This is a genomic window from Mesorhizobium sp. USDA 3734 (assembly GCF_056279665.1).
The window spans coordinates 7,303,831-7,329,998 of sequence record NZ_JBWCCW010000001.1 but is presented as its reverse complement, the minus strand read 5'-3'; the positions used below and the strand labels follow the sequence as shown (position 1 = coordinate 7,329,998).

Below are 26,168 nucleotides of genomic sequence, written 5' to 3'. Positions count from 1 at the left end.
CATCCATTCGATCGATTCCCCAACACCCAAAGCTGCATGGCGAGGCTCGGTCCTTGGGCGCCCGCGAGGCAGTGGCCGGAAGGTGACGGAATGAGTTTTGGTGAACAGTCGTCATTTGACGACATCGGGACCGGTTACTGGCCCCTGTTGCCTCAGCGCAACATGATCGCCGGCGGTAAAGGACAGCTTGGGGCATTGGCTGGCAGGATTTTCAATGGATCCCGCGCCGAGAGCAGGCACCCCGCTTTCCAAATAGCGAGGGATGGCGGGGAGTGCCCCTTGCTTTCAGAACTTTTGGCTGATTTGCAGCGCAAACGCGTTGTCCAGATAGTCACGACCGAACACACTGCGATAACTCAGAGTCACACCGCTCCCATTGTTGGCGGAGAGCATTGCGCCAAGCCCCAGAGAAAAGCGATCCTGGGCAATGCCATCCAGATCGGCTCTGTAAATCGGACCGAAGCCGCCGGCATAGTTCATGAGAGCGGTTCCGTTGCCTTGAAAGTCATGCTGGTACTCCAGCTTCAAACTCGGCGTGAACGTGCCAAGATCGGTTGGAAACGCGGACTGCAACTGGATGCCAAGACTCGAGGTTGCCGTACTGACGTGCTGGTCGAAGAAATGCAGGGCAGCGGCCCCGTCACCTGACTCGCTATAGGCATCAAGCGTCGCCCGAGCAAAATCGAGGCGGACGTAAGGTGTCACCAGCCAATTGTTGTAAGGCAGATCGACACCGCCCTTAAGAGACCCGAACCACTGCTGCCCGTCACGGGATCCGTCGGCGAAGTCATCGGCGCTACCGGTAAGGAACCTGTGGGAATCGAACGACAGCCATTGGTAGCCGAGCAACCCATCGACAAACAAACCGGCCGTCGGGTGATAGCTGCCATAGACGGCAACCGTATAGGCGTAGGCCTTCGAGTTGCTTCCATTTTCGCCAATGTCGGAATCGTCATGACCATAGCCCACGCCAGCGCCAATCGTGAACGCACGGCTAATTCGACGGTCGATGCCTCCACTTAGCCCCGATGTCTGGAAATCATAGCCGCTGTCGTCGCTTCGCTTACCGAAATTAATCGATCCTGCCGTCCAGATCGTGGTCGTTGCCGTCATCGAAGTTGCATGTGACAGCATTCCAAAGGCGTCTGCGCCAAGCGTTTCAGCACCGCACTGGCGGACATCGGCACTCGTCTTGCAATTGTCCGCAAACGACAAGCTGATGCCATTGACGACGTTGACGCCTTCCTCACCATGGTCCGAGCTGTCGTGAAGCCGATCCACATGGCCCTGAAAATTGTCGATCTGCGTGATTGCGAGACGTCTGGTGGCGTCGGCTTGGGCATTCAGGATACCCATGACTTCGGCGTCATTCGTAGGATCAACGAAGCCGGCAATAGCCAATGTATATTGATGGGGGTTGCTGACGGCCCCGTTTGTGTCTGTTGCCTTCAGTGTGAAGCTGTAGATTCCCGGTGCGGTGGGCGTGCCAGTCAGTCGTCCAACGGCGTCCAGGGAAATGCCAGGTGGCAGCACACCAGATGCCAGCGCAAATACATAAGGCGCCGTGCCTCCGGTCGCGCTCAATGTTTGATCGTATAACGCGCCCGGCACGCCGTCTGGCAAACTGTTCGGGGTGATCGCAATTGTAACGGGTGCATTGTACGTAAAGCCGAGACCGGTCGCCGCCACTCCGTCGCTGCGCTCGATCCTGACCGACTCTGTGCCTGATGCATGAGTGGGCGTCGTCGCGGTGATCGTTCCCGCGTTCACCACGGTAAATGAACCCGCAGCCGTACCGCCGAAACTCACCGACGTAACGCCGGTGAAGCCTGTGCCTGTGATCGTCACACTTGTCCCGCCGGAGGTCGGACCGTTATCCGGTTGGAGGCCGATCAGCGTCGGCGCCGGCAGGCCGGTGACGATGTGGACGACGGTGACGGGAGCTGCCGCGCTGTTGTTGGCGTCGCCGGCATAGGTCGCCTTGATGGTGTGCGATCCAACGACCAGGGTGTCGATGGTCAGCGCCGCGTTCGACCCGGCCAGCGCCACCGTGCCCAGCGAGGTCGCGCCGTCGAAGAACTCGACCTGACCGGTCGGGCTGGCGCCGCCGCTCAGCGTCGCCGTGAACGTCACCGCATCGCCCGCCGCCGAGGTCGAACTCGACTGCGCCAGCATCAGCGTCGGTGCCGGCAGGCCGGTGACGATGTGGACGACGGTGACGGGAGCTGCCGCGCTGTTGTTGGCGTCGCCGGCATAGGTCGCCTTGATGGTGTGCGATCCAACGACCAGGGTGTCGATGGTCAGCGCCGCGTTCGACCCGGCCAGCGCCACCGTGCCCAGCGAGGTCGCGCCGTCGAAGAACTCGACCTGACCGGTCGGGCTGGCGCCGCCGCTCAGCGTCGCCGTGAACGTCACCGCATCGCCCGCCGCCGAGGTCGAGCTCGACTGCGCCAGCATCAGCGTCGGCGCCGGCAGGCCGGTGACGATGTGGACGACGGTGACGGGAGCTGCCGCGCTGTTGTTGGCATCACCGGCATAGGTCGCCTTGATGGTGTGCGATCCAACGACCAGGGTGTCGATGGTCAGCGCCGCGTTCGACCCGGCCAGCGCCACCGTGCCCAGCGAGGTCGCGCCGTCGAAGAACTCGACCTGACCGGTCGGGCTGGCGCCGCCGCTCAGCGTCGCCGTGAACGTCACCGCATCGCCCGCCGCCGAGGTCGAACTCGACTGCGCCAGCATCAGCGTCGGTGCCGGCAGGCCGGTGACGATGTGGACGACGGTGACGGGAGCTGCCGCGCTGTTGTTGGCGTCGCCGGCATAGGTCGCCTTGATGGTGTGCGATCCAACGACCAGGGTGTCGATGGTCAGCGCCGCGTTCGACCCGGCCAGCGCCACCGTGCCCAGCGAGGTCGCGCCGTCGAAGAACTCGACCTGACCGGTCGGGCTGGCGCCGCCGCTCAGCGTCGCCGTGAACGTCACCGCATCGCCCGCCGCCGAGGTCGAGCTCGACTGCGCCAGCATCAGCGTCGGTGCCGGCAGGCCGGTGACGATGTGGACGACGGTGACGGGAGCTGCCGCGCTGTTGTTGGCATCACCGGCATAGGTCGCCTTGATGGTGTGCGATCCAACGACCAGGGTGTCGATGGTCAGCGCCGCGTTCGACCCGGCCAGCGCCACCGTGCCCAGCGAGGTCGCGCCGTCGAAGAACTCGACCTGACCGGTCGGGCTGGCGCCGCCGCTCAGCGTCGCCGTGAACGTCACCGCATCGCCCGCCGCCGAGGTCGAACTCGACTGCGCCAGCATCAGCGTCGGTGCCGGCAGGCCGGTGACGATGTGGACGACGGTGACGGGAGCTGCCGCGCTGTTGTTGGCGTCGCCGGCATAGGTCGCCTTGATGGTGTGCGATCCAACGACCAGGGTGTCGATGGTCAGCGCCGCGTTCGACCCGGCCAGCGCCACCGTGCCCAGCGAGGTCGCGCCGTCGAAGAACTCGACCTGACCGGTCGGGCTGGCGCCGCCGCTCAGCGTCGCCGTGAACGTCACCGCATCGCCCGCCGCCGAGGTCGAACTCGACTGCGCCAGCATCAGCGTCGGTGCCGGCAGGCCGGTGACGATGTGGACGACGGTGACGGGAGCTGCCGCGCTGTTGTTGGCGTCGCCGGCATAGGTCGCCTTGATGGTGTGCGATCCAACGACCAGGGTGTCGATGGTCAGCGCCGCGTTCGACCCGGCCAGCGCCACCGTGCCCAGCGAGGTCGCGCCGTCGAAGAACTCGACCTGACCGGTCGGGCTGGCGCCGCCGCTCAGCGTCGCCGTGAACGTCACCGCATCGCCCGCCGCCGAGGTCGAACTCGACTGCGCCAGCATCAGCGTCGGTGCCGGCAGGCCGGTGACGATGTGGACGACGGTGACGGGAGCTGCCGCGCTGTTGTTGGCGTCGCCGGCATAGGTCGCCTTGATGGTGTGCGATCCAACGACCAGGGTGTCGATGGTCAGCGCCGCGTTCGACCCGGCCAGCGCCACCGTGCCCAGCGAGGTCGCGCCGTCGAAGAACTCGACCTGACCGGTCGGGCTGGCGCCGCCGCTCAGCGTCGCCGTGAACGTCACCGCATCGCCCGCCGCCGAGGTCGAGCTCGACTGCGCCAGCATCAGCGTCGGTGCCGGCAGGCCGGTGACGATGTGGACGACGGTGACGGGAGCTGCCGCGCTGTTGTTGGCATCACCGGCATAGGTCGCCTTGATGGTGTGCGATCCAACGACCAGGGTGTCGATGGTCAGCGCCGCGTTCGACCCGGCCAGCGCCACCGTGCCCAGCGAGGTCGCGCCGTCGAAGAACTCGACCTGACCGGTCGGGCTGGCGCCGCCGCTCAGCGTCGCCGTGAACGTCACCGCATCGCCCGCCGCCGAGGTCGAACTCGACTGCGCCAGCATCAGCGTCGGTGCAACCTGGGCTGCGGCGGGGTACCCCGCAGCCAGGAGAAACGTCATTACCTGAAACACAAACGCGACGATGTACGCCGATCGGGCGACAAAGTCCGCTATCGAAATGCCTAGACAGGCTCTGCGCGTCATTTGAAATGAATCTCGCATGCTTTTTCCAGTGTTCACATCGCGAGACGACGCGGTTGCTTTGATGCGCCAGGATTTGGTGGTAGGCAAAGTCGACATTTGCCGATGGTCGCTGGCAGGCCCGTCATGCCTATGCTGGCCATCGATCATCCTGCGACCATTATCTGTGCCCCCAATATCAAATCGCCGATGCGTCGGAGATTGCAGACAGGGCCACCGGCGAACAGTCGTCATATGACGACTGTTCGCCGGTTTGTGGCGCGGTTACCACCTTGCTGGATCAGGCTGTTGCCGCCGGATCACATATTCATTTGCGCTAACTGAACAACTCGGCAGAATTAGCGGCAGCATCGCCAGGTTCGGCGGTGATGCAACTTGCGCGAGAGCTTCCGTGTGTTAGGCTTCTTCACGAAACCTGATCATCCCAAGGATCGGAAAGCTCCCAATGGCTGACGTCACCATCGAAGCGGTCTCCGCCGTGGTTGGCCAGATCTATGAGGCAGCCTACGACCAGGAACGCTGGCTCGGTGCGATAACCGGCCTGCGCGACCTGTTCGGAGGTTCGCGCTCCTGCATTGTGCGCATCAGCCCGGAAACGCTCGACGCGGTCGCATCCAACCTGGATCCGGAATTCAATTCACAAAAGGGCATCGACGCCATGCTGCGCGATCCCCTGGCTGCGGCGTCGGCCGCCTTGCCCCTCGGCACGGTCAATCGTTGGCCGCTGACATCCGACGAGACAGCGTTCCGCCGCCGCGAACTATGGCAGGACTGGATGAGGCCGCGCGACATGTATCAAGGGCTGGTCTGTAATCTGCTCGCCTCCAGCGGCGCGCACTGGCTGCTCGATATTCATCGCGGCTCACGGCAGGACGCGTTCCGCGCCGACGACATCGACCTTTTGCAAAAGATCGTGCCGCATGTGATGCGCGCGGGGCAGATCGGCCGGCAGCTGGAGAACATGTCAGCGCTGGCATCGGCCTTTTCACACCTGCCCTTCGGTGTCTTTCTGGTCAACGGCCACCAGCAGATCGCGCAGATGAACGAGGCCGCCGAAGCAATGCTGGCGCGGCCCGACAGTCCGCTCGGGCTGAAGGACGGCACAATTGTCGCCGCCAATGCGAGGGATGCACAGGAACTGCAGCGACTGGTCGTGGACGCCTGCTCGCTGCGCGATGGCGTCATGCCGGGTATCGGCGGAACACTGCTGGTGCCGTCGGATCACAAGCGATCGGACCTGACGCGGCTGGTGCTGTCGGTGGCGCCCTTCATCGATGCCCGAGCCTACGGCCTGGCGACGGAGCGCTGCGCGGTGATCATGGTGACGGAGGTCGCCCGCCGCATCGCCGATGGCTTCGAGACACAAGTCCGCCACCTGTTCGACCTGACGCCTGCCGAAGCGCGACTTGCAACGGCATTGGCATCGGGCCGGTCGCTGAAGGAAGCCGCCGACAGTTCGAACATTACCGTAAAGACCAGCCGAACCTATCTGGAGCGGATCTTCGCCAAGACCCGCACCCATCAGCAGAGCGAACTGGTGGCATTGCTGAAGAGCACGGAACCGCTCAGCGGGCGTGGCCGGTAGGCGCCACGACCCCTGTTCTCTTGGATTTGCTGATCAGAGACCGTCAACGCAGTGCTCCCGGCAACGGCTCGGCGCTCCTGAGCAATGCAACAAGTTGGCTTTGCTGGCGGGTTCCCGTCTTGGCGAAAATTCGCTCAAGATAGGTACGGCTGGTTTTCACCGTGATCTTCAGGTCGGATGCGGCATCCTTCAGGGGCCGCCCTTGCGAAAGGGCAGCGGCCAGGCGCGACTCGGAGGGCGTCAAATCGAACAGACCGGCAAGCAGGGTTGGCGAAGGCACGATGGAACTGGGGCTCATCGCCGTCGCCGCAACCAATATGTCCGCGCCCGAAAAAATCTCATGCGCGGCGCGGCGCAGCGGCAGAAGATGAATGACCAGCGCCGGCTGGCCGTCCCTGGCCGGAACGGGAATCGAGCGCACGATGCGATCCTGGCGATTATGGATGATGGCTTCCTGGAAAAGAGAATTGGCGGACGCATTGGCAAGCGCGAGACCACCATGAGCCGTCGCGATGAAAACGGATGGCATATTGTCCAGCAGGACATTGGCCGTCAGCACCCGTCCCGATGCTGTCATCACCGCAGCCGGCAACCCGATGGCCTCGAGCGCCGAGACGCTCGCCCTGGCTTGTTCCATTCCCAGTCGCGCCGAGACCAGGCCAGCGCGTGCGAAGTGCGGACGAAGCTGATCGAGCTGGTCGACCGACGCCTGATCGTAGGCGCTATCCGTGGTCCATCGCTGAAAGACGAATGTGACCGGTTCTCCGCTCGGCATGGCAACTGTCGAACAAAGATGGGCGCCGATACCCTCCGCTCTCAGACGCACCCGCTGGGGATCACGCTCGATCTCTTCGGCAGTCATGAAAGCTTCTACATGGACGAAGCTTGCCGGCTGCATGTCGTACATCCGCATGACGCCAGGGGATAACTTCCAGTTGTCGCCGATCAGGAATTCCTCGAACACCGGCCGAATGTGCTCGAGAGATCTGGCCAGAACCGGGGAATCGCCGCTGAACCTGCCGCGAACAGGCGAGCCGTCGCTGAGAACGAAGATCGCGCCGCTGGCCGAGCCCGAAAGGCCGCTGGCTGCCTCCAGGGCACCAGCCCACAAATCCGGAACGAAGGCGGCTTCGTAGATCTTGTCCGTAAGATCGTCGAACATGGGCGCAAAGCCTTTTTCAGAGTCAGCATTACCGACCCGGATCGCCAACGCTCCCAGACGCCAACCGATTCCCGCACAATCAAAATGCCATGCTGAAACCTGAGGTCAACCCTGGATTGCCCCTGATTGATGCCGTTTTGAAGCGAAGCAGCCGCCAGTTCGACAGGGAAGACCCGCCGCACCTCAATGCGCAGCCGACCTTCAAAAACACCCTACAGTCGGCATATGACGACTTTTCGGGGACATGCATTTCGTCCAGGTTTCGCCTTCGAATGCGCCGCCTGCGTTTACAGGGGCGGCGCTGCGGGTGGGCCAATCGATGTTCGAGACCGGACATGCCGTCGTGGCGGGGTTGCTTCCGTTCGCCATCTCCTATGCGCTGGTGGCAATGCTGCCCGGCGCCAACTTCGCCGTCGTCGCGCAGGCCGCGCTAACCGCTTCGCGCGCCACGGCTCTGTCCGCTGCCGCCGGGGTTGCCTTGGGCGCGAGTTCGCTGGCGGCCATCGTCGCGTCTGGGGCTGCTGCGTTGCCGATGGGGGGCACCGCACACCAGATGGCTGCCAGCCTCTACGGCGCGATGCTGGTCTTCATCGGTTGGAATTCGATGAGACGGGCGCTGTCGATCAAGATTGGCGTCAACGAGCCGAAGCCGGTTCCGGTCACCCGATACTTCCGGCTGGGGTTTGTCACAGCAATGGCAAATCCCGCCACCGCATTGTTCTTTGCGTCCTCCACGCTGAGTTTAGGGGCTCGCGGGGCGACCCACATATCCTTGGCTGTGCTGGTTTTTGCCATTGCCATTGCCTGGTTTGGCCTACTCGGTCTCTGTATTTCCCAACCGGCTGCCCGCCGATTTTACGGTCGTTTTCGAAAGCATGCGGACATCGTGCTGGGAGGCGCCCTGGTGGCGCTCGGCTTCGCCGCCTTCGGACATTGATCAACAGCGATATGCGTCCTGTGTCATCCGCGGTTGGGCAGTTTCGTGCTCTTCAGCAAGGCGACGAGATGGCTTTACCGACGCGGCTCGGTCTTGGCGAAAACCCGTTCGAGATGCTGCGGCCGGTCTTCACGGTGGTGTTGGAACTTGCCGCGGCCTCCTTCAACGGCCGCCCTTGCGAAAGCGCTGCGGCAAGGTGTGCCTCGGCCGGCGTCAGATCGAACAGACGGCGAGCAGCATCGGCGGAGGCACCATCGAACTGGCGTTCACCGCCGTTACCGCGACCAGGATATCGGTCCCCGAGAATATCTCGCATCGGTTGAGACGGTCGTCGATGATCCCGGCCCTAAACGACAAAACCCGCCGGACTGTGTCCAGCGGGCTCGGAACCGCGACGAAAGTCGTCTGATGCGGCTCTGGCTTCTACGGCTTGGTCCGCCGGAGCGGACCAGACCTGGCTTTAGATGGCCTTGCGGGCGATCTTTTCGATGTCGGCACGGTTGATGCCGAGATCGCTGAGCTGACGTGCGTTGAGACGGTTCAGTTCGCGGACGGTCTCGGTGTACATACGCCAGTTACGGAAAGCGCGGATCGGGTTCATGGTAGTCCTCCAGAATGATGTTCGTTTCGATGGTGCTCAAATAGGCGTCATCGATGAGGACTTGAATGGCTGATTTTGCATAGCAATGATGCAAATGCTGCATTGCAGCATTAAGCTTCTGTTCATCTTGTAGGCAGTGAGGCGCATGCCCGGGACGTGTTGAGATTCAGGTCAGTCCGAGACGGAGTCGAAGACGGGCGCAGCGACCAAACCGGGTGGCTTTCGGGGTCGCCTTTGCGGCGAGCGGAACGTACTTAAAGTACGGAAGCGCAAGAACCCTTCATTTGCACGCCGGCCGAATATCGATACGGCCTAGCCGACGTCGAGCACGATCTTGCCGATATGTTCGCCGTCTTCCATTCGCTCGTGCGCCCGCCAGGCTTCGCTAAGCGGGAAGATCATGTCCATCACCGGCGCTACCTTGCGGGTGCCAAGCAGCGGCCACACCTGCGCTTCCAGCGCCGCCGCGATCGCCGCCTTGAACGCGACGGTGCGTGGCCTCAGCGTCGACCCGGTGTGGGTAAGCCGCTTGACCATGATCTTCGAAAAGTCCGCGCTTGCGACGGCACCGGCCTGCACGGCGATCTGGACGATGCGGCCTTCTATTGCTGCCGCCTCGTAGTTTCGCTCGACATAAGAGCCGCCGACCATATCGAGGATGACATTGGCGCCCTTGCCCCCGGTCGCTTCTTTGACCGCGGCGACGAAATCCTCGTCGCGATAATTGATCGCCCGATCAGCGCCGATCTTGAGGCAGGCATCGCACTTCTCCTTGCTGCCGGCGGTGGTGATGACATAGGCACCGAAAGCCGACGCAAGCTGGATCGCCGTCGTGCCGATGCCGGACGAGCCGCCATGGACGAGCAGTGTCTCGCCGCGCTTCAGACCGCCGCGCTCGAACACATTGTGCCAGACGGTAAAATAGTTTTCCGGCACGGCCGCGGCTTCGGTGTGAGTGAAGCCGGCCGGCAGCGGCAGCACGCTGCCGGCATGAACCTTGACATATTCGGCATAGCCGCCGCCGGGCGTCAGCGCGCAGACGCGGTCGCCGATGCGCCAACGTGATATGTCGTCGCCAAGGGCTGCCACTTCGCCCGACGCCTCAAGGCCCGGCAGGTCCGACGCGCCGGGCGGCGGCGGATAGGCGCCCTTGCGCTGCTGGATATCGGGCCGGTTGACGCCGGCGGCATGGACCTTGATCAGGATCTCGCCAGGACCAGGCTGCGGCACGTCGCGCGTTTCCGGCTTCAGCACCCGCGGGCCACCCGGCTCCGAGATCGCGATGGCCGTCATTCTTGCCGGAATTTTCTGTCCGCTCGCCATGAGATTTCCCGTCTTTCCTCGCCGTTATCCGATCGGCTGTTTGCATCGACGCCCCTGCCCTATGTATGCTGATTGCCAAATCAGGCAAATGGCCAAATCAGGGAGGAGCGACGATGGCGATCTTCGACGACGAACCCAAGAAGAAGGCGCGCCCGCACGAGATCGGGCAGGACCTGTCGCTGCTTTCCGTCGGCGAGCTGTCCGAACGCATCGGCATCCTGCGCGACGAGATCGCCAGGCTGGAGGCCGAGCTCAGGGCCAAGGACACCACCAAATCGGCCGCCGAAGCACTGTTCCGTCGCGGATAGATGCGCGGGCGAAAAAGCCCGCCGCCGAAAAGCCCGAATGCGACTGTCTTCAGACCCAGCGCACCCGCCACACTCGAGCCGGATCAAACAATGTTCGCAACCTACCGACCGATCCTCTCGCTGCTTCGGGGCACTGCCTTCCTGCTCGCGGCGTCCGGATTGCACGGGCTGCTCTTGCCGCTGCGCGGTCAGCTGGAAGGCTTCTCGACCGCATCGCTCGGCCTGATGGGCACGGCCTGGGCAGGCGGCTTCGTCACCGGCTGCTTCTTCGCGCCGCGCATCGTGCGCCGCGCGGGCCACGTGCGCGCCTTCGGCGCCTTTGCCGCGTCGGGCGCCATCGTAGCCCTGCTCACCGGGCTGATCATCGACGAATATGTCTGGATCCTGCTGCGCGCCTTCACCGGCTTCACCATGGCCGGCGCCTTCATGGTCATCGAAAGCTGGCTGAACGAGAAGGCCACCAACGAGAACCGCGGCACCGTCTTTGGCCTCTACATGATGGTCACTTATGCCTCGATCATGGGCGGTCAGATGATCGTCGCCGGCGGCGACGTGAAATCGGCGTCGCTGTTCATGATCACCGGCATCCTGTTTTGCCTGTCGCTCATTCCAACCGCGGTCTCGAGCGCTTCCCACCCCAAGCCGCTGCAGGACGTCTCGCTCGACGTCAAAGGCCTTTATGCCAATTCGCCGGTGTCGGCGGTCGCTTGCGTGTTGATCGGCATCGCCAACGGCGCCTGGGGCACGCTTGGCGCGGTCTACGGCGCCCGCATCGGCATTTCCACGGCAGAGATCGCCCTGATGATGAGCCTTGTGGTCGTTGCCGGCGCCGCCATGCAGCTTCCGGCCGGGCGTCTGTCCGACAAGACCGACCGGCGTTTCGTGCTGGCGGGGGCGGCTTTCGGCGCGGCTTTGTTCGCGCTGTTGATCTTCCTGTTCGAGCCACGCTCCGGCGTCTTCGTCATCGTCTTCACCGCGGCCTATGGCGCCTTCGCCTACACGCTCTATTCGATCGCCGTGGCGCATGCCAACGACCACGCGCGCTCGGAGGATTTCGTCAAGGTGTCGGGCGGCTTGCTTCTGCTCTACGGCTTTGGCACGATGATCGGACCCTTGCTTGCCGCCGCCCTGATGGGTTGGATGCGTCCGGAAGGCCTGTTCCTGGCGACCGCCTTCGCGCATCTTTGCCTGGCCGGCTACACGCTGCTGCGCATCAGCCGCCGCGCGCCGGTGCCGATCGGCGATCGTGACGCCTTCAAGACGCAGCCGGCCGACCGCTCGGTCACCCCGGAAGCATTGCGACTCGACCCCAGAAGAAAAGCAGAAGCAGACGGTTGAGATTCGAAAGGCTTTGCCTCACTAATACAGGCATGATGTTTTCCGACGCCTTCATGGCGATTGCCGATCCCAACCGGCGCCATCTTCTGGAAGAACTTCGCCGCGGCCCGAAAACCGTCACCGAACTGGCCGCCGGCTTGCCGGTCTCTCGTCCAGCCGTGTCGCAACATCTGAAAGTGCTGCTCGATGCCGGCCTGGTCCACGCCAAGCCGGAAGGGACAAGGCGCGTCTACACGGTGAGCAGCACCGGCTTCCTCAAACTCAACATCTGGCTCGATCAATTCTGGAAAGCCTGACCCGTCCGGCCAACTGCGCACTCGCCGCGAAGATCAAGCATCACTACGCAAGAACGCGCCGAGTGCATCGAGCAACTCGCCAGTGCCATGTTCGCGCGTGGCTGACGTATCATGGCCGTCGAAGAATGCGCCCTGCTCGGTCAGCACCAGCCGCGTGCCCTCACCCTCGGCAAGAAGCTCGATCGTGGCCAGCGACACCGAGACACGGGTTTCGCCAAACAACAGCTCGTAGCTGTAGACGATGCGCTGGTCCGGCACGATGTCCTGATAGACCGCGTTGAAGAAATGCATCTGCCCGTCGCTCGGGCAGCCGGCATTGACTTCCTTGCCGCCGACGCGGAAGTCCATTTCATGTCGGCTGGGCATCGGATTGTCGGGATCAGTGAACCAGCGCCGTTTGGCATCTGGATTGCTGAGCGCGAAAAAGACTTTCGCTGGCGGCGCAGGATAGCTGCGCTCGATGACGAAGGTGGAATGGACAACGGAGCGTTGGATCATGATAGCCTCCTTCAGGTCTCATCCTTGGTTTCCGCCAGAAAATCACCGAGCCGGTCAAGCCGACGTTCCCAAGCCAGACGCCGCTCATTGATCCAATGCTCCGCCGCCCTCAACACTGCGGGCTCGATCTGGCAGGTGCGCACCCGGCCAAGCTTTTGCGTGCGCACGATGCCGCTCGCCTCCAGCAGGTTCAGATGCTGGACAACGGCCGACAGCGACATCGCTAGCGGCTCGGCCAGTTGGCTGACCGAGGCGGGGCCGCGCGACAGCTGGTCGACCATCTGTCGCCGTGCCGGGTCGGCGAGCGCCTGGAACATCCGGTCGAGCTGGGCAGGATCGTGCAGCATCGCGATCAGCCGTTGTTGTAGGGGAAGAACTTGAAGTAGGGCTGCGCCTCCTCGATCACCCGGGCAAAGGCGGAGCGCTGCACCAGCCGGTCGTGATAGCGTTTCACAGCCGGATAATTGTTGCCGAACGGCTCGACCTTGTTGGCATAGAACAGCGCGGGGGACGCCGCGCAATCGGCCATGGTGAAGGTGTCGCTCATCGCCCAGGTCTTCGCCTGCATGTCCTGCTCGATAATGGCATAGGAACCGCGCAGCTGCGCGCGCGCCTGCTCGACGCCGAACGGATCGGTCTTGTCCTGTGGCCGCAACCGGTCGCCGACGATCTTCTGCATTGGCTCCTGCACATAGAAATCATAGAAGCGGTCGGCCTGGCGAACTGCCAGCGCCAGGTCGATGTCGGCGGGAACAAGGTCGACCGGCCCCGGATAATGTGCCGCCAGATATTCGACGACAATGGTCGATTCCAGCACCGTGCGGTCGCGCGCATCATCGCGCAGCGCCGGCATCTTGCCCGTCGGCGAAATCTTCAGGAAGGCCGAACGCGACGCGGCATCGCCGAGATCGACTATATCAGGGGTAAACGGCGTGGCGTTCTCATAGAGCGCGATCAGCGGCTTCCAGCAGAAGGAGGCCAGCGGATGAAAATGAAGCGTCAGGGACATTTTTTGCTCGTCTGTTTGGTGGTCGTCGGTGGCCAGTGCTGTTCTGCTTGCCCGGGTAAAAACTGAAGCATTTACTTAACTATTGCGGCAAGCGCCGTCCGTCAAGACCCGCCTGTGCCGCCTTAATTGGCTTGAATGTGAGCGACGATTGCCGCGGATATCTCCGGCCAATCGTCCGGATGCAGCTCATGGCCGCCGCCTTCGATGCGGATGAGTTTCGCGCCAGTGATTGCCTCGGCCAGCGCCTCGCCATGTTCGACCGGAAAGATCGGATCCGCCGTGCCGTGAATGACCTGCAGCGGCGGCGCCATCTCGTGCAAGCGGCCCTTCCATGCGTCGCCGCCCTTGAGCATGAAATGGTTGGTCGCGCTCAGATAGCCGCCGGAGCGGTCGTAGTCCTGCTCGATGAAAGCCCGCATCCCAGCCTCGTCGAACGGATGCGCGATGCTGGCAATCGCCCGCGCATCCCTGACGACGAAATCGACCACCTGGCCACGGTCCGACCAATCGACTTTGGCTCCCTCGGCTGAATGCTTGATATAGGCATCGCTCGTTTGCGGCAGATGCGAGGTGTCGGTTCCCACGGGTGAGCTGCTGATGACGGTCAGCGATGCGACCCGGGACGGATGCTTGAGCGCCACAAGCTGCGCGATCATGCCGCCCATCGACATGCCGACGACATGCGCCTTGTCGATGCCGTGGTCGTCGAGAACATGCATCGCATCGTCCGCCATGTCGTCGAATGTATAGGGCGGCTCGCCCGGCGAATATTTGGTCGACCGGCCGGTATCGCGATTGTCATAGCGGATCACGAACAGGCCGGCATCGGCCAGTTTCCGGCACAGCGCCTCCGGCCACCAGAGCATGGAGGCCATGGCTCCCATGATCAGCAAGAGCGGTGGGTTCGCCGGGTCGCCAGAGGCTTCGGATATGATTTCGGGGCGTTCGATCGCCGTCATGGCGCGGTCTCCTCTCTGCAATACCGATTGCATTTCGCAATCGGTTGCACGATAATAAAACTGATACGATAATACAACCGGTTTTGTTGGAGAAATCTCATGAGCATGGATCGCCGGTCCGGATGCCCGATCAACCTGTCGCTTGAAGTGTTCGGCGACCGCTGGAGCCTGATCATCCTTCGCGACATGATTTTCGGCGGCAGGCGCCACTTTCGCGAGATGCTCAACGGATCGATGGAAGGCATCGCCTCCAACATCCTCGCCGACCGGTTGAAGCGGCTGATGGAGTTGGGCATGCTGACCAAGGCCGACGACCCCTCACACAAGCAGAAGGCGATCTATAGCCTGACCGAGATGGCGATCACGCTGGTGCCGATCCTGGCCCATCTCGGCGCCTGGGGCCGCGTCTGGCTGCCGGTCAGCGACGAACTGTCGATCCGCGCCGAACTTCTGGAAAAGGGCGGACAGCCGATGTGGGACAAATTCATGGACGAGTTGCGCCACGAGCATCTCGGCATGCCGCTCGATACAGCTGGCCCTTCTGTCCGCGCGACCTTGCAGGCCGCCTATGAGGCGGTGGTTGCCAGCAAGGCCCTCGCCGTCAGCACGGCCGCCTGACCAACTTATTTTCCCGTTTTGGGGCCGGCTCTGCTAGAAGAGGCGGAAAATCACAATTTACGGGATTGGATACGGTCTTGGTTGAAAACTCTCGGGATGCTGCCCGCGCGCGCGCCGACCTGCGCTTCAAGAAGCAGGAAGAGGCGGCAACCGTCCGCCAGAAGGCGATGGCCGAATACGTCGCCGAGAGCGACGCCCGCCAGGCCAAGACCAACAAGCTGCGGGCGCTGCGTCTCGCCAAGGAAGCGGAAGATCTCGCCAACGCGCCGGCGGCACCCGCCAAGAAGCCGGCCCGCGCCAAGAAATAGCCATCCCCCAGGCACGTCTGGAACCACACAACGGCAACGCGATGCCCGGAGGGAGTCGGCGAAGGCCGCTTGCCATCCCGCCTCTTCACGCGAAGCAATTTCAACCGAAACCGGGATATTATCTCGCCCGCCGACGGTCAATGATCGACGCGTTTCAAACAGGAGACTGCCATGACCGCACTGCCGCTCGAAAAAGCCAGGCAAATCATCGATGCCGCCTTTGCCAAGGGCGCCGATCTCAAGCTCAAGCCGCTCGGCGTCTCCGTGCTCGATGCCGGTGGGCATCTGGTCGCCTTCCAGCGCCAGGACGGCGCCTCGTTCCTGCGCCCGCAAATGTCGGCCGGCAAGGCCTATGGCGCGCTGGCCATCGGCATGGGCTCGCGTAAGGTCGAGGCCTTCGCCAAGGAGCGCCCGCATCTCGTCGCCGGCATCTCGGACGTCTCGGGCGGACGCGTGTTGCCGGTCGTCGGCGGCGTTCTGGTCCGCGACAAGGCCGGCGTCATCATCGGCGCCGTCGGCATTTCCGGCGACACGTCGGACAATGACGAAGCCGCTGCCATCGCCGGCATCGAGGCAGCCGGCTTTACTGCCGATCCGGGCTGAGCGGCCAAGGTTACGCCGAGATTCAGGTCAGCCTTAGTTCAGATTGATATCCCGGCTGGCCGACCGCATCGACACCGCGAATCCGGCCAGCACATCGAACAGCGCGATGACCATCAGCGTGAAGAAGACGGAGTGGGCGGCGCCCTTCACCAGCAGGAACTCGACCAGGAACGCCACGAAGACCAGCGTCGACAGAAGGTGGTCCATGATCGAGGCATTGGTCGTGCGCACCGACTTCGCCATTTCGAGGAACAGGAAGATCAGCCCGATCAGCACCATCAGGTCGCCGAGCGTCATCGAGAACACGCCGCCCGACATCATGCTGAAGGAAAAGACCTCGCTCGCCCACGGATCGTCACCGCTGCCGAAAATTCCCAGCAGTCCGAGATTGTAGAGCACGAAAGGCACGATCAGCAGCGGAATGGCACCGAACATCTGGCGTCTCCATGTGGGGGCAATCCTTTGTAGAATGCGCCACAGGCACGCCGTCAAGATGTTTCGGTGGCAGCGCTGAACACGGTCGAAGACCGCGCGCAACAACCATGTCAGCCGGCTGCCCGGCTGGAACATCCCGACGATTGCCGCCTGCGCTTCGAAATTCGCGCTACCGGCCGCCAAACGCAAAAAGACCGGCCACTGGCCGGTCCTTTTGTAATTCAAACCTTTGGAAAAGCTGGTCTCAGCTTTCCTTGGGCGTCAACACCTGGCGACCGCGATACATGCCGGTCTTCAGGTCGATGTGGTGCGGACGGCGCATTTCGCCGGAATTCTTGTCCTCGACATAGGTCGGGGCCTTGAGAGCGTCGGCCGAGCGGCGCATGCCGCGCTTGGACGGAGAGGTTTTTCGTTTCGGAACGGCCATGGATATGCTCCATTACATGGTCAAAAAGCCCCGCCCGCCCTCGTGAAAGGGCCGTGTCGGGGCCGGAATCTGAGAAAGTCGGTTGCCTATACACGCCCTGTGCCGTTTTGGCCAGCACTGGTGCGAATTTTTTTGAGTCGGCTAGCGGAGACAGCCGACATAGGCGCCAGAGCGGCCGGCGCGCCGCTCGATCAAATTGGCCAGCCGCCTCAGGCCCGGTCCGGGTTTGGCCGGATTGCGGGCGATCGGATTTGGCAAGGAGACGGCAAGCAGGGCGGCTTGCCGTCGCGACAGCTGTTTTGCCGAAACGCCGAAATGATGCTGTGCCGCGGCCTCGATGCCGTAGATGCCCGGCCCCCACTCGGCGATGTTGAGATAGATTTCCATGATGCGCCGTTTCGACATCACCGCATCGAGATAGACGGCCAGCGGCAGTTCGACCACCTTGCGCACCGAACCCAGCGGCCGTGACCACAGAAACAGGTTCTTGACCGTCTGCATCGTGATGGTCGAAGCGCCGCGCGTCGCTTCACCGGCCAGCGCGTCATCGACGACGCCCCGCAATTCGCCGAGATCGACGCCACGATGGAAGCAGAACTGCCCGTCCTCCGACATGATGACGGAATTGGCCAGCACCGGCGACACGTCGTCGATCGACACCCAGCGGCGGTCATAACCGGAGAACGTCGCCAGGTCCTTCAGCATAAGCGTCGAGACCGGATGCACGAAGGATGGCAGATAGAGGAACGTCAGCACGACCGGAATCAAAGCCAGCACCGCGGCCACGACAATGCCGCGCCGGACCCAGCGCTTGAGACTGCGGCGGTTTACGCCTCGCGATCTCGTCGCCATGTCCAGCTTTTCGGTTTCATGATCGACGATCGGTTCCGCCAAGCCGCCCAACCCGTGCCAGAGAGCTCGTTTCGAAACTCGCTCCTGTGAGTCATATGACGGTGTTTTCGAGAACCGGAGCGGAGCGTACATTCGAGTACGTGAGCACCGGAAGCGCAGAAAACGCCTTCAGATGACCGCAGGAGTAGAGTTTCCAAACGGGCTCTTACTGCTCCGGCATAATGGCGCTTGCCTTCTTGCGCAACGTCTGAGTGTCGGCTACCGGTCCCGGCCATGACGAATGACGACGAAATGGCGTTCGAAATGGCGCTCATCCGACGCGCTGCCGCCGTCGAGGTGCTGCTGCGCCGGTTGCTCGACGACCGCGCGCTTTCGGGCGAGATCGCCCGCCCCGACCGGCTTATGGCGGCGATGCGGCACGGCGTGCTGAACGGCGGCAAGCGCCTGCGTCCCTTCCTGGTGATGGAAAGCGCGGCACTTTTTTCCGCCGACGGCGAGGCGGCACTGCGCGTCGCGGCAGCGCTTGAATGCGTGCATTGCTATTCGCTGATCCACGACGATCTGCCCGCCATGGACGACGATGATCTGCGCCGTGGCCAGCCGACCGTGCACAAGGCCTTCGACGAGGCGACCGCCATCCTGGCCGGCGACGCCTTGCTGACGCTGGCCTTCGACATCATCGCCGGCGAAGCGACCGTGCTGCCGGCGGAGCGGCGGGCAGCCCTGGTGCTGGCGCTTGCCCGCGCGGCCGGGGCGGGCGGCATGGTCGGCGGCCAGAAGCTCGACCTTGAGGCCGAACAGACGCCACCGGACGAGGCCGGCATCATCCGGCTGCAGGCGATGAAGACCGGCGCGCTCATCCGTTTCGCTTGCGAGGCCGGCGCCCTCATCGCCGGCGCTGCCGGCGAGGATCGCGAGCGGCTGGCCGAGTTCGGCTCCGCGATCGGCCTTGCCTTCCAGCTTGCCGACGACCTGCTCGACCTGACCGCCGATGCCAGCCAGATGGGCAAGGCGACCGGCAAGGACGCCGCCGCCGGCAAGGCGACGCTGGTCGCGCTGCATGGCGCGAATTGGGCGCGTAGCCAGTTGCACGGCCTCGTCGACCAGGCGCATGCACTGCTTGAGCCCTATGGCGACGACGCCCGATTGCTGAAGGAAGCGGCGACATTCGTGGCGGCGCGTAACAGCTGAGGTCGGGGCCAACCAAGGCGCCACTTCGATCGGGTTGCCAATTTCGCCTGTTTTTCACCCAAACGCTTTCGCGGCCGACTGATCCCGGCTGTGCGCCTGCCGGGTCGCCTCGCATCCAGCCGCCTCGCATCAATGGGATCTGCAATTCTTGCACAGATGATCCGCATCGCCACACCGCGCTCGAGGTTTTGTAGCCGCCGACCGCGCCCTCATCAATATATCGCACGCCAGATATTGGAAGACGGTCCATGGCATCAACATCAGGCAAATGCTGTAACAGATATCCGGGCGCGTCTTGAGGATGCAGGGAATTGCCCGCTCGAGGAAATATTCCTGTCACCTGCACAAGGCACGTACCGAGCTCGTTTTGATTCGCGCGGCTGAAATCAAAATGACAATTGAGTGTGACAGGCAATGTAGCTAGATTTGCACTCGACTAGGGCTTGCGCAAAGGTCTGTGGGTACAATGGCTACTCTTGCCTTTTCAACTGTCGACGACATCCTCTTGTCCGGGCGAGCGGGCCGGCGTCAGTTGAACGAGACCGCTATACAACTCGATGTCTGGAGAGCCTACGCGGCCGACCCCGGCGCGCCGGTCGACCTTTTGCTGACGCCGATGGACAGTATCGAGGCATCGATGATCGCGCGGCATCTCCTTGCGGCGCTCGCCGACCGCTCGACCGCGACCTATCCGGGCGAGGACGATGGGCGCTGGCGCCCGGCACGTCGCATCGCACCGCTCGAAGGCGTCGTCGCGGTCAGGCTGACGTTTATGGATTTCCTGACCACGGTCGTGCCCTGCACCGGGCTCGACATCCACCAGGCCGTGCGCCAACTGAAGGATATATCGGGGTTGCCCCTGGCTCTGTCGGAGCTTGATACACTGCCGGGACCTGGGTCTCGCGCCTCCCCCGTCCAGACGGTAACGTTTGCCCAATTGGACGACCTCAAGAAGAGAACCCTCGGGAGGCTCGCCCCCGACCTGCGAACTGCCTTGCTGGTTTTGCTCATTCTGGCGCCGGAGCCGACGACATCTCGCGGCGCCCGATCACGAACTACTCTCAACCTCGACGCCTTGCTCGATGATCTGACGCGTCGTGTGGAGCCCATGATCTACCGCATCTCCCGCAATCGCGATGTTCACCCCATGATGGCTGCGTCGGTGGACACCATCAAGGCCGATGCGGCGCGCCGTGTGTTCGATATCAACTGTCAAGGCGTGACCTGGGCCGTGATCGATTCCGGCATCGACGGCGCACACCCCGCATTCATCGACCATGCTGCCGGCGATCTCTCCATCCGCGTCAAGAAGGCTTATGATTTCGCCGAACTCCGCTCGCTCGTCGCCTATGATGCAATGGTACTGCCGCAACACCGCGACTACCTCACCGGAATCATGGTGAACAAGCTCGGCCTGCCGCAGGCAGTGGCGAGCGCGGCGGTGCAACGGCTGTGGGAGGCCGCGGATAATGGACGTCCCTACGACTGGGAAGTCCTGTCCCAGTTGCTCTCGACGAGGCCCGATCGTCTTCCGACCCCGCGCCAGGGCGACCGTCCCATCGGTCACGGCACGCATGTGGCGGGGGTCCTCGCGGCCGATTGGCGCAACGGCGACGACGTCTTCTTCCAGGGCGTCTGCCCGGACCTCACGTTGTACGACCTGAGGGTGATTGCGGAAACGATAGAGGATACCGAGTTCGCCGTCATTGGTGCGCTGGAGTTCGTGCGCTGGCTGAACACCCGCAACCGCTACATGACGATCCACGGCGTAAACCTGTCGATCGGGCTGGTGCACGACAAGGCCAACTATGCCTGCGGCCGGACACCGGTGTGCCTGGCGTGCGAAGCCACAGTCAACAGCGGTGTCGTCGTCGTGGCCGCCGCTGGCAACTGGGGCACGCAGAAGTTCGTGCTCGATGGCGGCGACATTTACGACGGCTATGCCGACGCGTCCATCGCCGACCCCGGCAACGCCGAATCGGTGATCACGGTGGGCTCGACGCATCGCGACCGTCCGCACGAATATGGGGTCAGCTTTTTCTCATCGCGCGGCCCTACCGGTGATGGTCGCCTGAAGCCCGACGTGGTGGCCCCCGGCGAGCGCATCGACGGGCCATTGCCCGATCTGGGCTATGGCAGACTGGATGGCACAAGCATGTCGGCGCCACACGTCTCGGGGGTGGCGGCCTTGCTGATGGCCCGCAACGCGGAGTTGATCGGCAAGCCGCGCGACGTGAAGGCGGTGATTGTCGGCAGCGCCACCGACCTGAAACGCGACCGGCACTTCCAGGGCGCAGGGCTGGTCGATGCCCTGCGCGCACTGCAAACCCGGTAGGAGGCATAGAGTGGCATTTCACATCGAGGCCCTACCCGCCAAATACGGTGACTGCCTTTTCCTGACATTTGGCAATGGCAACGATCGCCCTACCCGCATCCTCGTCGATGGTGGTCCGCCCGGCGTGTTCAACGCATCGCTCAAGGTCAGGCTGAAAAAGGAGCAGCAGGCCTTCCCGGACGAGGTTCCACTAAAGCTCGACGTGGTCATGGTCAGCCACATCGACCAGGACCATATCAACGGCATCATCCAGCTTCTCGAGGCCATGCGCGACGCGGATGAACGCAACATCCCCAGGCCTTACAAGCCGATATGGCTGCTGCATAATGGCTTTGACGCCATCCTGGGCGAAGGGGAGGGAACCGCAGCACGCAATGTGGGTGGTCCAGCCTCGCTTGCCAGTTTCGGCGGGCCTGGACCATTCGCACTGGCAACGGAGCCGGATCCTGTGGCCGCGGCTGTGCTGCAGAGCTACCCAGAAGCGCTGAAGCTGGGGTCGCTTGCCTCGTTCCTGCAAGTGACGCGGAACCCGCCCGACCAGTCCCTCCTCACCGGCGATCGCCCGCCTATGTCCGTCGGCGACGCGACCCTGCGCATCCTTGGCCCGCTCAATGAGCAGGTCGAGGAGTTCCGCAATGAATGGCGAGAGAAACTCGATCCCACCGGCGCTGGCCCGGCAGCGCTCGCGGAATACCTCGACACTTCAATCCCGAACCTTGCCAGCATCGTCGCTTTGCTCGAATACAACGGCACCACGATGTTGCTGACAGGCGATGCGAGAGGCGATCTGATCATCAAGGCGTGCGACAAGGCCGGCCTGATCAGGAACGGCAAGCTGAAAGTCGACGTGCTGAAAGTGCCTCATCATGGCTCGGACCGCGACCTTGAGACGAGCTTTTTCCAGATTATCGAGGCCAAGCACTATATCATTTCGGCCAACGGCAATTTCGGTAACCCCGACCGTGCCTCGCTCGAGATGCTGGAACAGGGCACCGGCAACCGCAAGATCAAGGTCTACCTGACCGTGGCGGCGCAAGACTGCGACATCCAGCACGAGGCCTGGCGCAGCAACCAGAAAGTCAAGTTCGATCCCGCGATCCACTCGATCACGTCGATCATCCAACGCTGGCAACGAGGCAACCGCATCACGGTATCGGACGGAACACCGATAAAGATCGATTTCTAGGCACGACACCCACGAACGGGATTTATATAGCGCAATCCCGACCATCAAATGATGCGTATGTATTGGGATTTCCGGACACCATGGCGATGGGCAAAACTGCCCGTATTCTTTGTCCATGGCCGGTTAGATCACTCTGGTCCCGCCGGCCAATTCAGAAATAGAACTTGAGCGGAAGCCTGCCGAGGCAGAGGATCAACATCGCTTTGCCATCCACACGGCAACCACGCGGTGCGGACAGAGTTGGAGGGATGCCATGTCGACCACCGACAAGCTGTTCACCGGTTCCATTCCCGAGGTCTACGACCGGGCGATGGTGCCGCTGATCTTCGAGCCATATGCGCGGGATCTGGCGGAGCGGGTGTCGAAGCTCGGGCCGCAATCGGTGCTCGAAGTGGCGGCGGGCACCGGCGTGGTGACACGTGCGCTTGCAGCCAGATTGCCTACGCAAACACGCATCGTGGCCACCGACCTCAACCAGCCCATGCTTGACCACGCGCGCACGCGGATGACCGACGATCCTCGTATCGTCTGGCAGCAGGCCGACGCTCAGGCGCTGCCCTTCGAGGGCGCACAGTTTGACGCCGTGGTCTGCCAATTTGGTGCGATGTTCTTCCCCGATCGGGTGGGAGCCTACCGGCAAGCCCGGCGGGTGATGCGGCCGGGCGGGCATTTCCTGTTCAACGTCTGGAGTGCCATCGAAGAGAACGAGTTCGCCGAGGAAGTGACGCGGGCGCTCGGCCATTTCTTCCCCGCCGATCCGCCGCGCTTCATGGCGAGGACGCCGCACGGCTATCACGATGCGGACACCATTCGCGGTGACCTGCATGCCGCCGGCTTCCACGACGTCACCATCGAGCCTCTGGATGCCGTGAGTGCCGCCTCGTCGCCTTATGATGCGGCCGCGGCCTATTGCCAGGGCACACCCCTGCGTGCCGAGATCGAGGCGCGCGGCGGCTCGCTGGAGGAAGCGACGAGATACGTGGCGAATGCCATGGGAAAACGGTTCGGGGAAGGCCCGGTGAGTGGCCGCATCCGCGCCCTCGTCGTCGTGGCGGCCTGACGCCCGAAAGTGACCTCGGTTTCGGGAGAACGACGGGCATAGGAACAGAAACTAGCGGGTCGTCTGAATTCGTTCTGACGCGACATGCTTTCGTTGCGATAGCATTGTCAGGGTCAAAATCTGTCATCCATCCGGCGATTCCCGTGGTTCGCCTATCCACACGAAATTTTAATGTAAATGAAGCGTAATCCCGACCATTAGAATGGTGCGTATGTGTTGGGGTTGCGCATGCCGGAATATTCGTCCTTCATCCGGTCAGTCCGGATTCGCTATATTTCAGGATTGCTGATCTTCGCGCTGGCTTCTGCAGGCATCGTGATTGCGCTCGATCGTGTCAATTCCTTTCGCCGTGACATCGATGCGCTGAGTAGCAACCTCGTCATCTTCACCCGCGACCTGCGCAACGCGACCAGCTTTGCCGAAACGACCGGCACAGCCTGGCGGGCGGAGACGCGCGATGCGCTGACCACATCGGCGCGCGGTCATTCGGAGCGCCTGACCGGCGAGATCGAGACGCTGACCGCCCAGCTTGCGGCGATCAAGCCGCGCCTGTCGACCAAGACCGCCAACGAGCTCCAATCCGCTTCCGTCAACGGCGATCTGTTCTGGTCGCCGCGCGACATGGTGCGCAATTTCAACCTGATGTCGGTGGCGCAGAAGGTCGACGAGTGGAGCTATCGCGAAATCCGCAACCAGAACGATCTGTTCGCCCAGCCCATGCTGGTCCGCGTCCGCACCGCCATGGACGATGAGCGCCACCTGGCCGATGCCTCCAGCGATAGGCTGTTGTTGTGGGCGAGCGGCATCCTGTTCGCGGCCCTTGCCATCGTCGCCTTCTGGATCTTCCGCCCGATGGAAGTGGCGATCCGCCGCGCCTTTGCCGAATCCGCGGAATCCCTGTTCAAGGCCGAGGCCGCCGACCGCGCCAAGTCGGAATTCCTGGCCAATATGAGCCACGAAATCCGCACGCCGATGAACGGTGTGCTCGGCATGGCCGAACTGCTGGCCAAGACCGATTTGACGGCGCGCCAGAAGACCTTCACCGACGTCATCGTCAAATCGGGCAATGCGCTGCTCACCATCATCAACGACATCCTCGATTTCTCGAAGATCAATGCCGGGCAGCTCACCCTCGACCCTGCTCCCTTCCGCCTTTCCGAGGCGGTCGAGGATGTGGCGACGCTGGTCTCGGCGCGCGTCGCCGAGAAGAACCTCGAACTGATCGTGCGCGTCGACCCGCGCCTGCCGGCCCATGTCGTCGGCGACGCCGGCCGGTTCCGGCAGATCATCACCAACCTGCTCGGCAACGCGGTGAAGTTCACCGAAAAGGGTCATGTGCTGATCGATGTCGGCGGCGAGATCGTCAACGATGTGGTGCAGCTCAAGGTTCGCGTCGAGGACACCGGCATCGGTATACCGGCCGAGAAACTGCAGAACGTGTTCGAGAAATTCGCCCAGGTCGACGGCTCGTCGACCCGCCGCCATGAGGGCACTGGTCTGGGCCTCGCCATCGCCGCCCGCCTTGTCGACCTGATGGCAGGCAAGATCGGCGTGGAGAGCGAGATCGGCCGCGGTTCGGTGTTCTGGTTCGCTGTGCCGCTGCCCGCGCATCATGCCGCGGCGCGTGACGAGGTCGTGCCGGTCGACGTCACCGGCGCGCGCGTGCTGGTCATCGACGACAATCCGGTCAACCGCGAAATCCTGCTCGAGCAGCTCAGGAGCTGGAGCTTCGATTGTGCCGCCGCCGAAAGCGGTGCCGTCGGCCTGGCCTTCCTCGACCGCGCCTTTCAGCTGGGCGCCGCCGTCGACTGCATCATCCTCGACTACCAGATGCCGGGCATGAACGGCGCTGATGTCGCCCGGGCCATCGCCGCCGACAGCCGCCTGTCCTCCATCCCGATCGTTATCCTGACCTCGGTCGACCAGGTCGATTTCGGCAAGATGATCATCGACTTCGGCATTGCCGCGCATCTGACCAAGCCGGCGCGCTCGGCGGTGCTGCTCGGCACCGTCATCTCGGTCGTGCAGAAGGCCCGCTCGCAGGTCGGCAAGGCGCAGTTCGTCCGCGAACCGATCGTGCAGGCTCCCCCGGCAGCACCTCCCGCCTTCACCGTCATTCGCGGCCCGGCAATGCCGGCCGCTTCAGTGCCGGAATCGGCAACCACGCCGAACGGACCGATCGACATCCTCATTGCCGAGGACAATGACGTGAACCAGCTGGTGTTCGGCCAGATCCTCAATGGGTTGGGCTTGAGCTACCGCATCGCCGGCAACGGCCGCACCGCGGTCGAGATGTACCGGGCGCTTCGCCCCAAGCTGATCCTGATGGACGTCTCGATGCCGGAAATGAACGGCTACGAAGCGACCCGCGCGATCCGGGCCATGGAGACCTCGACGGGCACGCACATACCGATCATCGGCGTCACCGCGCACGCTCTGAAGGGCGATCGCGACAAGTGCATCGAAGCCGGCATGGACGACTACCTGCCGAAGCCCGTTTCACCCGACCGCCTCGGCACCAAGATCGGCACCTGGCTCAGCGAGACGGTGGTCGCCAAGACCGCCTAG

General features: G+C 63.0%; 24 protein-coding genes. 13 read left to right on the top strand and 11 right to left on the bottom strand.

Annotated features, from left to right (window positions below):
* Positions 1-285: 285 nt before the first annotated feature.
* Complete coding sequence (locus ACZ89F_RS35180; RefSeq protein ID WP_476096787.1) at positions 286-4,488, bottom strand: Ig-like domain repeat protein; 4,203 nt, start codon at positions 4,486-4,488, stop codon at positions 286-288.
* A 526-nt stretch (positions 4,489-5,014) separates the two neighbouring features.
* Between ACZ89F_RS35180 and ACZ89F_RS35175 the strand changes: the two genes are divergently transcribed.
* The gene (locus ACZ89F_RS35175; protein ID WP_476096786.1) at positions 5,015-6,154 is read left to right on the top strand and encodes a helix-turn-helix transcriptional regulator; all 1,140 of its coding nucleotides are present in this window, start codon (positions 5,015-5,017) and stop codon (positions 6,152-6,154) included.
* Between the two features lie 43 nt (positions 6,155-6,197).
* Here the strand turns inward: ACZ89F_RS35175 and ACZ89F_RS35170 are convergent, their stop codons facing one another.
* Complete coding sequence (locus ACZ89F_RS35170) at positions 6,198-7,364, bottom strand: helix-turn-helix transcriptional regulator (protein WP_476096784.1); 1,167 nt, start codon at positions 7,362-7,364, stop codon at positions 6,198-6,200.
* A gap of 271 nt (positions 7,365-7,635) precedes the next feature.
* On the opposite strand from ACZ89F_RS35170, the gene ACZ89F_RS35165 reads away from it, so the two are divergent.
* On the top strand, positions 7,636-8,253 hold the full coding sequence (locus ACZ89F_RS35165; protein WP_476096783.1) for a LysE family transporter: 618 nt from the start codon (positions 7,636-7,638) through the stop codon (positions 8,251-8,253).
* 460 nt (positions 8,254-8,713) lie between these two features.
* On the opposite strand, the gene ACZ89F_RS35160 is transcribed toward ACZ89F_RS35165, so the two are convergent.
* Together ACZ89F_RS35160 and ACZ89F_RS35155 are read right to left on the bottom strand one after the other, a co-directional pair.
* Positions 8,714-8,854 carry a DUF1127 domain-containing protein gene (locus ACZ89F_RS35160; RefSeq protein WP_091578925.1) on the bottom strand — a complete coding sequence of 47 codons (141 nt, stop codon included), beginning with the start codon at positions 8,852-8,854 and terminating at the stop codon, positions 8,714-8,716.
* Between the two features lie 312 nt (positions 8,855-9,166).
* Positions 9,167-10,177 carry an NAD(P)H-quinone oxidoreductase gene (locus tag ACZ89F_RS35155; protein ID WP_476096782.1) on the bottom strand — a complete coding sequence of 337 codons (1,011 nt, stop codon included), beginning with the start codon at positions 10,175-10,177 and terminating at the stop codon, positions 9,167-9,169.
* 113 nt (positions 10,178-10,290) lie between these two features.
* On the opposite strand from ACZ89F_RS35155, the gene ACZ89F_RS35150 reads away from it, so the two are divergent.
* The 3 genes from ACZ89F_RS35150 to ACZ89F_RS35140 are packed head-to-tail and all read left to right on the top strand — an operon-like array spanning position 10,291 to position 12,119.
* Positions 10,291-10,485, top strand: a complete 195-nt coding sequence (locus tag ACZ89F_RS35150) for a DUF1192 domain-containing protein (RefSeq protein WP_476096781.1) — start codon at positions 10,291-10,293, stop codon at positions 10,483-10,485.
* A complete protein-coding gene (locus ACZ89F_RS35145) occupies positions 10,486-11,823 on the top strand; it encodes an MFS transporter (RefSeq protein WP_476096780.1) in 1,338 nt (445 codons plus the stop codon).
* A 32-nt stretch (positions 11,824-11,855) separates the two neighbouring features.
* Complete coding sequence (locus tag ACZ89F_RS35140) at positions 11,856-12,119, top strand: ArsR/SmtB family transcription factor (RefSeq protein WP_476096779.1); 264 nt, start codon at positions 11,856-11,858, stop codon at positions 12,117-12,119.
* Between the two features lie 33 nt (positions 12,120-12,152).
* On the opposite strand, the gene ACZ89F_RS35135 is transcribed toward ACZ89F_RS35140, so the two are convergent.
* The 4 genes from ACZ89F_RS35135 to ACZ89F_RS35120 form a co-directional block, all read right to left on the bottom strand.
* Positions 12,153-12,617, bottom strand: a complete 465-nt coding sequence (locus ACZ89F_RS35135; protein ID WP_476096778.1) for an SRPBCC family protein — start codon at positions 12,615-12,617, stop codon at positions 12,153-12,155.
* A gap of 11 nt (positions 12,618-12,628) precedes the next feature.
* Entirely contained in the window at positions 12,629-12,964 is a 336-nt protein-coding gene (locus tag ACZ89F_RS35130; protein WP_476096777.1) for an ArsR/SmtB family transcription factor, read from the bottom strand.
* A 5-nt stretch (positions 12,965-12,969) separates the two neighbouring features.
* A complete protein-coding gene (locus ACZ89F_RS35125; RefSeq protein ID WP_476096776.1) occupies positions 12,970-13,626 on the bottom strand; it encodes a glutathione S-transferase family protein in 657 nt (218 codons plus the stop codon).
* Positions 13,627-13,748: 122 nt separating this feature from the next.
* Complete coding sequence (locus ACZ89F_RS35120; protein WP_476096775.1) at positions 13,749-14,585, bottom strand: alpha/beta fold hydrolase; 837 nt, start codon at positions 14,583-14,585, stop codon at positions 13,749-13,751.
* Between the two features lie 99 nt (positions 14,586-14,684).
* Between ACZ89F_RS35120 and ACZ89F_RS35115 the strand changes: the two genes are divergently transcribed.
* From ACZ89F_RS35115 to ACZ89F_RS35105, 3 genes are all read left to right on the top strand, one after another.
* Entirely contained in the window at positions 14,685-15,203 is a 519-nt protein-coding gene (locus ACZ89F_RS35115; RefSeq protein ID WP_476096774.1) for a winged helix-turn-helix transcriptional regulator, read from the top strand.
* A gap of 77 nt (positions 15,204-15,280) precedes the next feature.
* Positions 15,281-15,511 carry a hypothetical protein gene (locus ACZ89F_RS35110; protein ID WP_476096773.1) on the top strand — a complete coding sequence of 77 codons (231 nt, stop codon included), beginning with the start codon at positions 15,281-15,283 and terminating at the stop codon, positions 15,509-15,511.
* A gap of 171 nt (positions 15,512-15,682) precedes the next feature.
* Complete coding sequence (locus tag ACZ89F_RS35105; protein WP_476096772.1) at positions 15,683-16,114, top strand: GlcG/HbpS family heme-binding protein; 432 nt, start codon at positions 15,683-15,685, stop codon at positions 16,112-16,114.
* 33 nt (positions 16,115-16,147) lie between these two features.
* On the opposite strand, the gene ACZ89F_RS35100 is transcribed toward ACZ89F_RS35105, so the two are convergent.
* The 3 genes from ACZ89F_RS35100 to ACZ89F_RS35090 form a co-directional block, all read right to left on the bottom strand.
* On the bottom strand, positions 16,148-16,549 hold the full coding sequence (locus ACZ89F_RS35100) for a hypothetical protein (protein WP_013529226.1): 402 nt from the start codon (positions 16,547-16,549) through the stop codon (positions 16,148-16,150).
* Positions 16,550-16,793: 244 nt separating this feature from the next.
* Complete coding sequence (gene rpmF, locus ACZ89F_RS35095) at positions 16,794-16,976, bottom strand: 50S ribosomal protein L32 (RefSeq protein ID WP_008834724.1); 183 nt, start codon at positions 16,974-16,976, stop codon at positions 16,794-16,796.
* Positions 16,977-17,117: 141 nt separating this feature from the next.
* The gene (locus ACZ89F_RS35090; protein ID WP_476096771.1) at positions 17,118-17,879 is read right to left on the bottom strand and encodes a transglycosylase domain-containing protein; all 762 of its coding nucleotides are present in this window, start codon (positions 17,877-17,879) and stop codon (positions 17,118-17,120) included.
* Positions 17,880-18,101: 222 nt separating this feature from the next.
* On the opposite strand from ACZ89F_RS35090, the gene ACZ89F_RS35085 reads away from it, so the two are divergent.
* The 5 genes from ACZ89F_RS35085 (at position 18,102) to ACZ89F_RS35065 (ending at position 26,168) form a co-directional block, all read left to right on the top strand.
* Complete coding sequence (locus ACZ89F_RS35085; protein ID WP_476096770.1) at positions 18,102-19,019, top strand: polyprenyl synthetase family protein; 918 nt, start codon at positions 18,102-18,104, stop codon at positions 19,017-19,019.
* A 466-nt stretch (positions 19,020-19,485) separates the two neighbouring features.
* A complete protein-coding gene (locus ACZ89F_RS35080) occupies positions 19,486-21,354 on the top strand; it encodes a S8 family peptidase (protein WP_476096769.1) in 1,869 nt (622 codons plus the stop codon).
* 10 nt (positions 21,355-21,364) lie between these two features.
* The gene (locus ACZ89F_RS35075) at positions 21,365-22,540 is read left to right on the top strand and encodes a ComEC/Rec2 family competence protein (protein WP_476096768.1); all 1,176 of its coding nucleotides are present in this window, start codon (positions 21,365-21,367) and stop codon (positions 22,538-22,540) included.
* 253 nt (positions 22,541-22,793) lie between these two features.
* On the top strand, positions 22,794-23,600 hold the full coding sequence (locus tag ACZ89F_RS35070) for a class I SAM-dependent methyltransferase (protein ID WP_476096767.1): 807 nt from the start codon (positions 22,794-22,796) through the stop codon (positions 23,598-23,600).
* Positions 23,601-23,828: 228 nt separating this feature from the next.
* Positions 23,829-26,168 carry a response regulator gene (locus ACZ89F_RS35065; RefSeq protein ID WP_476096766.1) on the top strand — a complete coding sequence of 780 codons (2,340 nt, stop codon included), beginning with the start codon at positions 23,829-23,831 and terminating at the stop codon, positions 26,166-26,168.

Bases quoted from the DNA above. Each gene is read 5' to 3' on its own strand.
- ACZ89F_RS35180 (WP_476096787.1), bottom strand. From the start codon at position 4,488: ATGACGTTTCTCCTGGCTGCGGGGTACCCCGCCGCAGCCCAGGTTGCA.
- ACZ89F_RS35175 (WP_476096786.1), top strand. From the start codon at position 5,015: ATGGCTGACGTCACCATCGAAGCGGTCTCCGCCGTGGTTGGCCAGATC.
- ACZ89F_RS35165 (WP_476096783.1), top strand. From the start codon at position 7,636: ATGTTCGAGACCGGACATGCCGTCGTGGCGGGGTTGCTTCCGTTCGCC.
- ACZ89F_RS35160 (WP_091578925.1), bottom strand. From the start codon at position 8,854: ATGAACCCGATCCGCGCTTTCCGTAACTGGCGTATGTACACCGAGACC.
- ACZ89F_RS35155 (WP_476096782.1), bottom strand. From the start codon at position 10,177: ATGGCGAGCGGACAGAAAATTCCGGCAAGAATGACGGCCATCGCGATC.
- ACZ89F_RS35150 (WP_476096781.1), top strand. From the start codon at position 10,291: ATGGCGATCTTCGACGACGAACCCAAGAAGAAGGCGCGCCCGCACGAG.
- ACZ89F_RS35145 (WP_476096780.1), top strand. From the start codon at position 10,486: ATGCGCGGGCGAAAAAGCCCGCCGCCGAAAAGCCCGAATGCGACTGTC.
- ACZ89F_RS35140 (WP_476096779.1), top strand. From the start codon at position 11,856: ATGATGTTTTCCGACGCCTTCATGGCGATTGCCGATCCCAACCGGCGC.
- ACZ89F_RS35135 (WP_476096778.1), bottom strand. From the start codon at position 12,617: ATGATCCAACGCTCCGTTGTCCATTCCACCTTCGTCATCGAGCGCAGC.
- ACZ89F_RS35130 (WP_476096777.1), bottom strand. From the start codon at position 12,964: ATGCTGCACGATCCTGCCCAGCTCGACCGGATGTTCCAGGCGCTCGCC.
- ACZ89F_RS35125 (WP_476096776.1), bottom strand. From the start codon at position 13,626: ATGTCCCTGACGCTTCATTTTCATCCGCTGGCCTCCTTCTGCTGGAAG.
- ACZ89F_RS35120 (WP_476096775.1), bottom strand. From the start codon at position 14,585: ATGACGGCGATCGAACGCCCCGAAATCATATCCGAAGCCTCTGGCGAC.
- ACZ89F_RS35115 (WP_476096774.1), top strand. From the start codon at position 14,685: ATGAGCATGGATCGCCGGTCCGGATGCCCGATCAACCTGTCGCTTGAA.
- ACZ89F_RS35105 (WP_476096772.1), top strand. From the start codon at position 15,683: ATGACCGCACTGCCGCTCGAAAAAGCCAGGCAAATCATCGATGCCGCC.
- ACZ89F_RS35100 (WP_013529226.1), bottom strand. From the start codon at position 16,549: ATGTTCGGTGCCATTCCGCTGCTGATCGTGCCTTTCGTGCTCTACAAT.
- rpmF (WP_008834724.1), bottom strand. From the start codon at position 16,976: ATGGCCGTTCCGAAACGAAAAACCTCTCCGTCCAAGCGCGGCATGCGC.
- ACZ89F_RS35085 (WP_476096770.1), top strand. From the start codon at position 18,102: ATGACGAATGACGACGAAATGGCGTTCGAAATGGCGCTCATCCGACGC.
- ACZ89F_RS35080 (WP_476096769.1), top strand. From the start codon at position 19,486: ATGGCTACTCTTGCCTTTTCAACTGTCGACGACATCCTCTTGTCCGGG.
- ACZ89F_RS35070 (WP_476096767.1), top strand. From the start codon at position 22,794: ATGTCGACCACCGACAAGCTGTTCACCGGTTCCATTCCCGAGGTCTAC.
- ACZ89F_RS35065 (WP_476096766.1), top strand. From the start codon at position 23,829: ATGCCGGAATATTCGTCCTTCATCCGGTCAGTCCGGATTCGCTATATT.